At 70.3% G+C, this 10,657-nt stretch carries 10 protein-coding genes; 4 read left to right on the forward strand and 6 right to left on the reverse strand.

The features are described from left to right. Positions 1–80 precede the first annotated feature (80 nt). Entirely contained in the window at positions 81–479 is a 399-nt protein-coding gene (locus tag AB0N68_RS15185; RefSeq protein ID WP_060922036.1) for a YccF domain-containing protein, read from the forward strand. 9 nt (positions 480–488) lie between these two features. On the opposite strand, the gene AB0N68_RS15190 is transcribed toward AB0N68_RS15185, so the two are convergent. Continuing rightward, positions 489–1,475, reverse strand: a complete 987-nt coding sequence (locus AB0N68_RS15190) for a glycerophosphodiester phosphodiesterase family protein (RefSeq protein WP_280568204.1) — start codon at positions 1,473–1,475, stop codon at positions 489–491. 91 nt (positions 1,476–1,566) lie between these two features. On the opposite strand from AB0N68_RS15190, the gene AB0N68_RS15195 reads away from it, so the two are divergent. Next, positions 1,567–2,487: a Bax inhibitor-1/YccA family protein gene (locus tag AB0N68_RS15195; RefSeq protein WP_187663445.1), complete on the forward strand. Its 921-nt coding sequence runs from the start codon at positions 1,567–1,569 to the stop codon at positions 2,485–2,487. Between the two features lie 159 nt (positions 2,488–2,646). Further along, the gene (locus AB0N68_RS15200; protein ID WP_187663444.1) at positions 2,647–2,919 is read left to right on the forward strand and encodes a GlsB/YeaQ/YmgE family stress response membrane protein; all 273 of its coding nucleotides are present in this window, start codon (positions 2,647–2,649) and stop codon (positions 2,917–2,919) included. A gap of 97 nt (positions 2,920–3,016) precedes the next feature. On the opposite strand, the gene AB0N68_RS15205 is transcribed toward AB0N68_RS15200, so the two are convergent. Both AB0N68_RS15205 and AB0N68_RS15210 read right to left on the reverse strand, forming a co-directional pair. Continuing rightward, complete coding sequence (locus AB0N68_RS15205) at positions 3,017–4,312, reverse strand: RNA polymerase sigma factor (protein ID WP_280571724.1); 1,296 nt, start codon at positions 4,310–4,312, stop codon at positions 3,017–3,019. Positions 4,313–4,325: 13 nt separating this feature from the next. Next, on the reverse strand, positions 4,326–4,754 hold the full coding sequence (locus AB0N68_RS15210; protein ID WP_268777181.1) for a YciI family protein: 429 nt from the start codon (positions 4,752–4,754) through the stop codon (positions 4,326–4,328). A 183-nt stretch (positions 4,755–4,937) separates the two neighbouring features. On the opposite strand from AB0N68_RS15210, the gene AB0N68_RS15215 reads away from it, so the two are divergent. Continuing rightward, positions 4,938–7,034 carry a glycoside hydrolase family 10-like protein gene (locus AB0N68_RS15215; RefSeq protein ID WP_363333031.1) on the forward strand — a complete coding sequence of 699 codons (2,097 nt, stop codon included), beginning with the start codon at positions 4,938–4,940 and terminating at the stop codon, positions 7,032–7,034. A 56-nt stretch (positions 7,035–7,090) separates the two neighbouring features. On the opposite strand, the gene AB0N68_RS15220 is transcribed toward AB0N68_RS15215, so the two are convergent. The 3 genes from AB0N68_RS15220 to AB0N68_RS15230 are packed head-to-tail and all read right to left on the reverse strand — an operon-like array spanning position 7,091 to position 10,583. Then, on the reverse strand, positions 7,091–8,479 hold the full coding sequence (locus AB0N68_RS15220) for a glycosyltransferase (RefSeq protein WP_280566749.1): 1,389 nt from the start codon (positions 8,477–8,479) through the stop codon (positions 7,091–7,093). 8 nt (positions 8,480–8,487) lie between these two features. Beyond that, entirely contained in the window at positions 8,488–10,074 is a 1,587-nt protein-coding gene (gene guaA / locus AB0N68_RS15225; protein WP_136052711.1) for a glutamine-hydrolyzing GMP synthase, read from the reverse strand. Continuing rightward, positions 10,071–10,583: a DUF3817 domain-containing protein gene (locus AB0N68_RS15230; RefSeq protein ID WP_060922041.1), complete on the reverse strand. Its 513-nt coding sequence runs from the start codon at positions 10,581–10,583 to the stop codon at positions 10,071–10,073. The genes guaA and AB0N68_RS15230 overlap by 4 nt, the downstream gene beginning before the upstream one ends. Positions 10,584–10,657: the final 74 nt, after the last annotated feature.

Here is a 10,657-nt window from a genome sequence, read left to right on the forward strand (position 1 = left end):
CTGGCATCGCCGGGCGCGAGCGCCGGGGACCTCCGGGCTGATGCCCAGCCGCGCCGCCCCGCGGGTGACACAATCGCAGTATGCGCACGATCCTCAACATCATCTGGGTCATCCTCGCGGGCTGGGCGCTCTTCCTCGGCTACGTGCTGGCCGGCCTGCTGCTGTGCATCCCGATCATCACGATCCCGTGGGCCATCGCGTCGTTCCGCATCGCCGCCTACGCCATCTGGCCCTTCGGCCGCGAGGTCGTCAGCAAGCCGACGGCCGGCGTGGGTTCGTTCCTCGGGAACGTGCTCTGGGTCATCCTCGCGGGATGGTGGCTCGCGCTCGGTCACATCGTGTCGGGACTGGCGCTGTGCATCACCATCATCGGCATCCCGATGGGCATCGCCGACTTCAAGATGGTCCCGGTCTCGCTCATGCCACTCGGCAAGGAGATCGTCTCCACCCGTCAGGGCGCGTTCGACCGCACGCTCTAGCGCCGTGGGTCAGGCGCGGAAGACGGCGACGCCGAGGTCGGGGTGGTCGACGAAGACGCCGTCCACGCCCTGCCGCGCGATCACGGCCCACTCGGCCTCGTAGTCCCCGAACGCGCTCTTGCCTCCCGGTCCGCGGTGCGGCGCCGCGAGGAAGGTGTTCTCCGGCCGACAGGTCCAGGTGAAGACGGTCAGACCGCGGGCATGGGCGTCGGCCACCAGCGTCGTCCCCGGCACGAGGAGCATCTTCTTGTCGACGCTGATCCCGTCGACCCGCCCGACCAGACGGTCGAGGTTCTCGGGCACCACCGTCTCCGGGTAACTCAGGGCGGTTGCTCCCTCCGCGACGAGGAGATCGTACGGCTGTCCCGCCGCCTCGATGAGGTAGACGAAGCTCGCGGCGACGCCCTCGGCACGGAGCTGTCGGAGCACGGTCGATTCGAAGCTCTCCACGATGAGCGGCAGCTCCCCCGCCGCCCACCGCGCATCCCGCAGCTCCTGCGCGATGAGGGGCGCGAGGTCGAGCCCGATGCTCGCGAAGTGGGTGGCGTGTTTGACCTCGAGCACGACGCCGATCTCCCGCCCCTGAGCGGCCGCGGCCGCCCGCACCAGGTCGAGCACGTCGCGCAGACGCAGGATCGGCTCCGCGCCGTCGAAGGAGGCGCTGGACGACCGGATCTTCGGCAGCCGCTCCCGGCACCGCAGCGTGGACAGTTCCTCCCAGGTGAAGTCCTCGGTGAACCAGCCGGTCAGCGCGGCGCCGTCCACGCGCCTCGTCGTCCGGCGGTCGGCGAACTCCGGGTGATCGGCGACGTCGGTGGTGCCGGAGATCTCGTTCTCGTGCCGCACGACAAGGACGCCGTCCTTGGTGGCGACCACATCCGGCTCGACGGCGTCGACCCCCATCGCGAGGGCGAGCTCGTAGGACGAGCGGGTGTGCTCGGGGCGGTAGCCGGGAGCGCCGCGATGCCCGATGACGAGCGGGGATTTGCTGGGCACGCTCACAGCGTAAGGCACCCCGGGAGTGTCGCCGCCCGGGTATCGTGGAGGAAAGCGACCTACGACCCCCCTTTGGAGTGAGGCCCACCTGATGAGCAACTTCGCCTTCAACAATCCTGCTTTCCAGCAGCAGGACCCGCGCAACGTCGCGACCTACCCGGGTGCCCCCCAGGGTGCGCAGGGCGCACAGGCCGCGTCGCTCCAGCACGGTGCGATGGATGCCGCCGCCAACGCGCAGCTCGAGGGCATGTACGCCGCCCCCGCGGCCGGCGCCCTCGAGACCGACCGGATGTCCGTCGAGGACACCGTGTGGAAGACCGCCGGCCTGTTCGGCATCCTCCTCGTCACCGCCGCCGTCGGCTGGGTGCTGACGCTCGGCGGCCTCGACGTGCCGCGGTACGACCCGTACAACCCCGCCGCCGTCAACGTGCTGCCCTGGGCCCTCGGGGCGCTCGGCGGCTTCGTGCTGGCGATGGTCATCACCTTCACCTCGCGCAAGAAGGTCCGCCCCGCGCTGATCTTCGCCTACGCGGCCTTCGAGGGCCTCTTCATCGGCGGCATCTCGGCGTTCTTCGAGGTCCGCTGGCCCGGCATCGTCTTCCAGGCGACGCTCGCGACCGTCTCGGTCGTCGGCGTGACCCTCGCCCTCTTCGCGAGCGGCAAGATCCGCGCCTCGAAGAAGGCGACCAAGATCTTCATGATCGCGATGATCGGCTACCTGGTCTTCTCGCTCCTGAACCTCGTCCTCATGTGGACCGGGATCAACGACAACGCGTTCGGTCTGTTCAGCGCCGAGATCATGGGCATCCCGCTCGGCCTCATCATCGGCGTCCTCGTCGTGATCATGGCGGCCTACTCGCTGGTGCTCGACTTCGACCAGATCCAGCAGGGCGTGCGCAACGGCGCTCCCCGCAAGTACGGCTGGCTCGGCGGCTTCGGCATCATGGTCACGGTCGTCTGGCTCTACGTCGAGATCCTGCGGATCATCGCGATCGCCCGCGGCAACAACTGACGCGATACGGCACCACGAAAGGCCCGTCTCCCTGCGGAGGCGGGCCTTTGCCATATCCGGGACGGTGCGCGCAAGGGGTTGGCACGCGGTCCGGCGACCCGCCACAGTGGATAGCACGAAGCCCCGGCACCCCGGGGCTCCTGACCCAAGGAGCTGACCATGAGTTTTCTCGGCTTTCTTCTTCTCGGCCTCATCGCCGGAGCCATCGCGAAGCTGATCCTGCCCGGCAAGCAGGGCGGCGGATGGTTCATCACCCTGCTGCTCGGCGTCGTCGGCGCCCTGCTCGGCGGCTGGCTCGGCAGCCTGATCCTCAACCGTCCGCTCACGGAGTTCTGGGACCTCGGCACCTGGCTCCTGGCCATCGGCGGTTCGATCATCGTGCTGCTGATCTACGGCCTCATCGCGGGCCGCAGCCAGCGGGTCAACGACTGACGCAGACCCCACTCGACGCGCTCCGCGTCACCCACGCCCGTCCCTCACGGCTGCGAGAGCATCCGTGAGGGGCGGGTCTTTTTCGTGCCGCTGCCGGTCAGCCCTCGGCTCCACGTGCCTTGCGCTCCAGGAGTCGGCGTTCGCGGTCGTTGCCGGCCAGCCCTGCGGCCACCGCGAACTCGCTGCGCGCCTCACTCTCCCTGCCGAGCCGACGCAGCAGCTCGCCGCGCGTGGCCGGGAGGAGATGGTATCCGCGCAGCACCCCGGACGCGCTCAGCTCATCGAGCAGCCGCAGGGCGGAGGCGGGCCCGGTCGCCATGGCCACGGCGGCCGCGCGGTTCAGCTCCACCACCGGAGACGGGGTGAGCCGGCCCAGCGCCTCGTAGAGCACGACGATGCGATCCCAGTCCGTCTCCTCCACGGACGGCGCGACGGCATGGCACTCGGCGATGGCTGCCTGCAGACCGTACGCCCCGCGACCGCGGCCGAGTCCGTCCGCCGTCGCCAGAGCCGCTCTCCCCCGCGCGATCCGGCTGCGGTCCCAGCGTCCGCGGTCCTGATCGGCGAGCAGCACCGGGTCCCCGTTCCGGTCGGTACGCGCCGGGAAGCGGGCGGCCGTGAGCTCCAGGAGCGCGAGCAGACCGTGCACCTCCGGCTCCCGAGGCTGCAGCGCGGCGAGCACCCTGGCGAGCCGGATGGCCTCGTCGCTCAGCTCCGGCCGCATCCACTCCGGACCGCTGCTGGCTGCGTGCGCCTCGTTGAAGATGAGGTAGAGCACCCCGAGGACCGCACCGAGCCGCGCCGGATGCTCGTCCCGCGGTGGCACCTCGAACGGCGCGTGCGCGGCCGCCAGCGTCTTCTTCGCGCGCACGATCCGCTGCTGCACCGTGGCTGTGGGGATGAGGAAGGCGCGGGCGATCTCCCCGGTCGACAGACCGCCGACGACCCGCAACGTCAGGGCGACCTGCGCCTCCCGCGAGAGCACCGGGTGGCACGCGATGAAGAGGAGGCGCAGCACGTCGTCGTCCACCGCGTCCGGATCCCACGGCAGGTCCGGCACCTGCGCCTGCTCCTGTTCGAGCTCGTGCGCGATCAGAGCGAGACGATCGTCCAGCCGCTCGCGGCGGCGCCACCCGTCCACCGCCTTCCGCTTCGCCACGGCCGTGAGCCACGCCGCGGCGTTGCGCGGGACCCCTTCGACGGGCCATTGCCGCAGCGCGGCGACCAGGGCCTCCTGCGCCAGATCCTCCGCCAGGCCGAAGTCGCCGACCATCCGCGTCAGCGTGCCGACGATGCGCGCGGACTCGATGCGCCACACCGCTGCGACAGCCCGCTCGGCCGCCTCCTGCGCAGAGGCGGCCGAGGCGGTCCCCGGGTCAGAGGAGCCGTCCATCAGCGGAGCGGCCTCACGCCTGCTCGGTACGGCGAGCCTGCTCCTCCCGCCAGCCCGCCTCCTTCTCGATCCACTCGTTGTCGGCGGGGAAGTCCTCGGGGCCGGTCACCCGGCGCACCTCGAGGAACGACCCCGGCCCCAGCGGCGCCCGGCTCGCCCACTCCGCGGCCTCCTCGCGCGAAGAGACCTCGATGATCCAGAAGCCGTTGAAGAGCTCCTTCGTCTCCCCGTAGGGGCCGTCCGTGAGGAGCGGCTTCTCGGCGCTGAAGTCGACGACGAAGCCCTCCGCCGCGTCGGTCAGGCCCTCGCCGGCGACGAGGACGCCCGCCTTCATCATCGACTCGTTGTATCGGCCCATGGCCTCGATGACCTGCTCGAAGGGCATCTCCTGATAGGCCGCCACCGCGTCGTCGGTCGCGCGCATGATGAGCATGAACTTCATGATGTTCTCCTTGTTCCGAAGGGCCGTTCCTCGACCCTCTCATCACAGACGTCGAACGGGAACAGCGGAGATCGACATCGGGGTGGAACTTCTTTCGTTGACTTCTCGAGGACGCACTGAAGGCATAGAGTTTCAGTTCACACCCTTTCAATGGAAATTGTTTTCCAGATCGGACGAGACTCGATGAAGAGACGCCTCGCGGCCACCGCCGCTGCCGCCCTGCTCCTGCTGGCGCTCCCCACCACCGCCGGAGCGGCCCCCGACGAGGAGCCGTTGACCCGGTACGTCAAGGACACCTCCGGCGCCTATGGCTACAGCACGGAGCCCGTGTACACCTATCCGGGATCCGGAGAGCAGGTCGCCATCCCCACGACGCTGACGCCGGAGAACCGCCGCTTCTCCAGCGCCTGGGTCGGCACGATCGGCAACCTGAACTTCGGCAAGCCCACGGATGCGGCGGACTTCGACGCCCGCTACGCGACGGTGCTCGACGACTTCGCCTCCTGGAACATGAACGCCGTGATCTTCCAGGTGCGTCCGCTGCTGGACGCCTACTACCCGTCGGCGCTCAACCCGTGGTCCGAGTTCCTCACCGGCACCCAGGGCGCCGATCCCGGGTACGACCCGCTGCAGCGCATGGTGGAGGCCACGCACGCGCGCGGCATGGAGTTCCACGCCTGGCTGAACCCCTACCGTGTGACCAACACCAAGATGACGTCTCCCGCGATCCTCACCGCACTCGGGCTCACCGCGGACGAGGTGAAGGCGCTCTCGATCCCGCAGTACATCGCGGCGCTCAACGACGCCGGCATCCTCGCCGACGACAACTTCGCTGTGCAGCACCCCGACTGGGTGCTGTCGTTCGAGGAGAAGCTGTTCCTGGACCCGGGCCAGCCCGAGGTCCCCGCGTACGTCGCGGCCACCGTCGCCGAGATCACGGAGAACTACGACGTCGACGCCATCCACTTCGACGACTACTTCTACCCGTACCGGATCACCGTCGACGGCCAGAACGTGTTCTTCGGCGCGCAGGGCGAGGACCGCGCGACCTTCGAGGAGTTCGGCCTCACGGCGGGCTACCCCGACACCGTGGACGGCATCGAGGCGTGGCGGCGCGACAACATCACGGGTCTCATCACCCTCGTCGACGACGCGATCGCTGCCGGCAACGCGGCCCGCGGCACCGCCGTGCAGCTCGGCATCAGCCCGTTCGGGATCTGGGAGCACGAGGCGCTGGACCCGGCCGGATCCCACACGCCGACCAGCTCGTCGCAGACGTACAGCCAGGCGGTCTTCGCCGACACCCGCGGGTGGGTGCAGAACGAGCTGATCGACTACATCGTGCCGCAGATCTACTGGAGCTTCGATCAGGCCGCCGCCCCCTACGGGGAGCTCGCGCAGTGGTGGAGCGACGTCGCAGCGGGCAGTCGCACCCAGGTCTACGTGGGGCATGCGCTCTACAAGCACGTCAACAACGGCGGCTGGGAGCAGGCCTGGATGAACCCGGAGGAGGTGCCGAACCAGATCCGGTACAACCAGACGCTCGACGGCATCGAGGGCAGCGTCCTGTTCAGCTACAACGACATGAAGGCCAGCGATCTGAGCTCTCTCCCCGCTGATCAGCAGCCCAAGCACCAGGCCAAGAACACCGCGATCGAGCTCCTCGAGGGCGAGGCCTTCGCCCACCCCACGCTCGTTCCGGCCAAGCCCTGGCTCTCGGACGGACAGGTGGCCACCCCGGCGGCCCCCGAGGTCATCGACGGCGAGCTCCGCTGGCAAGCCGGGGACGCGCAGGAGGCCCGCCAGTATGCGATCTATCGCGGAACCGGTGATCCAGCGCAGATCGTCGCCACGCCGGGCGCGCTGGTGGACACGGTCTGGGCAGGCGGCGCGGCGTCGTTCCGCTTCCCCCTCCCCGCCGACGATGCCCCCACCGCCGCGCGCGCTGCGACGGAGACCTGGGTGGTGACCGCGCTGGATGCCGCCGCCGTCGAGAGTGCGCCGGTGGCTGTCGCCGTGGACGAGCCGGTGGACCCGACCGACCCGGGGACTCCGACGGATCCGACCGGACCGACGGACCCCGGCAGCCCGTCGAACCCGGGCGCTGCGGGTGAGGACGGCGTCACGGCACCCGGGGGCGGGGCCACGCGTGGCGAGCGCGGTGATCTCGCGGCGACGGGTGGCGACGCCCCCATCGTCGCTCTGGTCCTGGGCGGCCTGCTACTGGCCGCCGGCGCCGTCACCACGGTCGTGGCCGCACACGGGCGCCGCACGCGATGACGCCATCGACCGCCGGGGGACCGCTCGCGACCTCCCGGCGGTCGCGACGGTCGCGTTCAGCGGCGCCGGGACGGAGCCTGCACGACGGCGGCGATGGTCGTGGCCAGCGCCTCCATCGAGCGCTCGGGACTCCACGCCGCCGCGACGGCCGGCGCCTCGGCACGCAGCGCCGCCAGACGGTCCTGGTCGGTCAGCAGCTCCCGGAGCGCCTCCCCCAGCGCCTTCACGTCGCCCGAGGGGACGAGGACCCCGCCGCCCGCACCGAGAACATCGCGGATGCCGTACCGCACGTCGTAGGACACCACGGGCGTGCCGTGCAGGAGGGCCTCGACGATGCCCAGCGGCTGCCCTTCGAACGCCGTGGAGGTGACGAGCACGGATGCCCTATCGAGCACGGTGGCCGGATCCGCGGTGTAGCCGCAGAGACGCACGCGGTCCGCGGCGTCGAGCTCGGCGATCAGTGCCGCCAGCCGCTCCTGCTCTGCTCCCGTGCCCCAGATCTCCATCCGGGAGCCCGGCACGTCCGCCTCGATGAAGGCACGGATGGAATGGTCGATGCGCTTGCCGGCCGCGAGCCGCCCCAGCACGACCACGAGGCCCTCCTCGCGCAGGTCGTCACGGCGCTCGACCGGCGCGATGGGGTTCGGCACCACGACATGGTTGGCGGCCTCACCGAACCGCGCCACGACGTCGTCCCGCTGCGTGGCCGTCGGCCAGATGACGGCGTCGAAGCGGTCGGCCAGCCGGAACCAGCGAGTCCAGAGCGTGTTGAGGGTCGCGTCGGGCGTGTAGGGCGCCTCCACGTGCATGGTGTGGATGGGGTGCAGGATGCGGACGCGCGGGTCGACCCAATCGGCGATCAGCTCACCGAGCTGGCGGGACTCGCAGATCACGACGATCGGACGGTCCCCCACCGCCGCGGTGACGTGCCCGAGCCAGGCACCGTAGAGTCCGCGGAAACCGTGCAGCGCACCGACGACCACGCCGGCGCCGTCGTACACCAGCACCGGTTCATCCGTCAGGTGCCAGTCGGGGTTGCCCGGGATCACCGGGAGCGCCGCGAAGGGGCGCCCCTCGGGGTCCGCGAGCACCCGGTACTCCACGTCGGGGTCGGCCGCCACCGCAGCGTCGGCCGCGTCTCGCAGCCAGGAGGCGGCTCCGCCCTCCGGCGCGACCGCCTCGTCGAAGAGGTTCCGCAGGCGATCGCGGGCGGTGAGCGCGCCGCGCTCGGTGAACACGCGACGGTGCTCGGCGTGCTCGGCCGCCGTCCCCGGGTCGAAGGTCAGCAACTGCGGACCCGCGCCCTCCCCCGCCCCTGCGGCGGCCAACAGCCGGGCGCGCGCGAGCGTGGCGATCGTGTACCCGCCGTCCAGCCCCGGGATCAGGCGGCTGGACAGCACCAGGTACTCGGCGTCCGGGAGGGCGGGCGCCGAGACCGGGGGCATCGTGCCCCCTACTCCCACTCGATCGTCCCCGGCGGCTTCGACGTGACGTCGAGCACGACGCGGTTGACGTCACGGACGCCGTTCGTGATCCGGTTCGAGATCTTCGACAGCACGTCGTACGGCAGGCGCGTCCAGTCTGCCGTCATCGCGTCCTCGCTGGAGACCGGACGCAGCACGATCGGGTGCCCGTAGGTGCGGCCGTCCCCCTGCACGCCCACCGAGCGCACATCGGCGAGGAGCACGACGGGGCACTGCCAGATCTCCTGATCAAGGCCGGCCTTGGTCAGCTCCTCGCGGGCGATGGCGTCGGCCTCACGCAGAATCTCGAGACGGTCAGCGGTGACCTCACCGATGATCCGGATGCCGAGGCCGGGCCCCGGAAACGGCTGGCGGCCGACGATCGCCTCGGGGATGCCGAGCTCGCGACCGATCGCGCGGACCTCGTCCTTGAAGAGGGCCCGCAGCGGCTCGATGAGCTCGAAGTCGAGGTCGTCCGGCAGCCCGCCCACGTTGTGGTGCGACTTGATGTTGGCGGTGCCCGCACCGCCACCCGACTCCACGACGTCCGGGTAGAGCGTGCCCTGCACGAGGAACTTCACCGGGGCGCCGCCGTCGGCCTTCGCCTCCTCGACGAGGTCGAGCTGCACCTTCTCGAACGCCCGGATGAACTCGCGCCCGATGATCTTGCGCTTCTCCTCCGGGTCGGTCACGCCCTGGAGGTGACCGAGGAAGGTCTCGGCGGCGTCGACCGTGATGAGCCGCACGCCGGTGGACTCGACGTAGTCCTTCTCGACCTGCTCGCGCTCGCCCTTGCGGAGGAGGCCGTGGTCGACGAAGACCGCGGTGAGCTGGTCGCCGATGGCCTTGTGCACGAGGGCGGTCGACACGGCGGAGTCCACGCCGCCGGACAGCGCCGAGATGACCCGGGCGTCGCCGACCTGCTCGCGGATGCGCTCGACCTGCTCGGCGATCACGTTGTCGGGGTTCCAGTCGGATGCCAGACCGGCACCCTTGTGAAGGAAGTTCTCGAGCACACGCTGACCGTGGTCGGAGTGCTTGACCTCGGGGTGCCACTGCACGCCGTAGAAACCGCGCTCCTCGTTCGCGAAGGCGGCGACCTTCGTGGCCTCCGTCGTCGCGAGCACCTCGAAGCCCTCCGGGGCCTTCGCGACCTGGTCGCCGTGACTCATCCACACGTTCTGCTCGGTCGGCTGCCCGCTGAGCAGCGTGCCCCCGTCACCGGAGATGACGGCATCGGTCGCGCCGTACTCGCGGAGGCCGGTGTGCGCGACCTCGCCGCCGAGGGTCTGCGCCATGTACTGGAAGCCGTAGCAGATGCCGAGCGTGGGGACGCCGAGGTCGAAGACCGACGGGTCGAGCTTCGGTGCACCCTCCTCGTACACCGAGGACGGACCACCGGAGAGGATGATGGCGACGGGGTTCTTCGCGGCGATCTCCTCCGCGGTGGCGGTGTGCGGCACGATCTCGCTGTAGACCCCGGCCTCGCGCACGCGGCGGGCGATGAGTTGCGCGTACTGGGCGCCGAAGTCGACGACGAGCGCGGGGCGCTGCTGGGTCTCGGACTGTTCGGTCAACGGACACCTTCCGGGGCGATCGCGGAGGCCTCGGCGGCCTCCCTGGTGGCGAGATAGGTCTTGACTTCACGGGCGACGACCGCCTCCATGAAGAACGACAGCAGCGGCACGACGCCGCCGAGCGCGAGCAGGATGAACCGCGGGAACCGCCAGCGCATCAGACTCCACATGCGGAAGCACGCGAAGAGGTAGACGACGTAGAACCAGCCGTGGGCGACGAGGATGAACAGCGAGATGTTGAAGCCGTCCCCGAGGGAGGTCATCTCGCAGGAGTTCGTCCACGGCGCGAACAGCGACCACCACTGGCAGTCCGGTCCGGCGATGACGCCGGCGAACCAGAGCGGGCCGCCCGACCCTCCGGCGAAGAGCTCGAGGTGGATCGGCGTGTACTTCAGCACCATCTCGGCGAGCAGCAGGAGCAGCATGACTCCCGTGATGATCGACGCGATCTGGTAGAACTTCAGCGCACCGCGGATCGCCGGAAAGCTGGCGACTTTCGGTTCGGGCATGCCCCCAGTCTAGTCGGCGGGGCGCGCCACCCCGACCCCGCGGAAACGACGGAGGCCGCCGGGTCGCCCCGACG

It is taken from the genome of Microbacterium meiriae (assembly GCF_040685015.1).
GTDB lineage: Bacteria > Actinomycetota > Actinomycetes > Actinomycetales > Microbacteriaceae > Microbacterium > Microbacterium meiriae.

Coding starts and splice junctions, on each gene's coding strand:
- AB0N68_RS15210 (WP_268777181.1), bottom strand. CDS start 4,754: ATGAAGTTCATGCTCATCATGCGCGCGACCGACGACGCGGTGGCGGCC.
- AB0N68_RS15195 (WP_187663445.1), top strand. CDS start 1,567: ATGAGCAACTTCGCCTTCAACAATCCTGCTTTCCAGCAGCAGGACCCG.
- AB0N68_RS15200 (WP_187663444.1), top strand. CDS start 2,647: ATGAGTTTTCTCGGCTTTCTTCTTCTCGGCCTCATCGCCGGAGCCATC.
- AB0N68_RS15230 (WP_060922041.1), bottom strand. CDS start 10,583: ATGCCCGAACCGAAAGTCGCCAGCTTTCCGGCGATCCGCGGTGCGCTG.
- AB0N68_RS15185 (WP_060922036.1), top strand. CDS start 81: ATGCGCACGATCCTCAACATCATCTGGGTCATCCTCGCGGGCTGGGCG.
- AB0N68_RS15220 (WP_280566749.1), bottom strand. CDS start 8,479: ATGCCCCCGGTCTCGGCGCCCGCCCTCCCGGACGCCGAGTACCTGGTG.
- AB0N68_RS15205 (WP_280571724.1), bottom strand. CDS start 4,312: ATGGACGGCTCCTCTGACCCGGGGACCGCCTCGGCCGCCTCTGCGCAG.
- AB0N68_RS15215 (WP_363333031.1), top strand. CDS start 4,938: ATGAAGAGACGCCTCGCGGCCACCGCCGCTGCCGCCCTGCTCCTGCTG.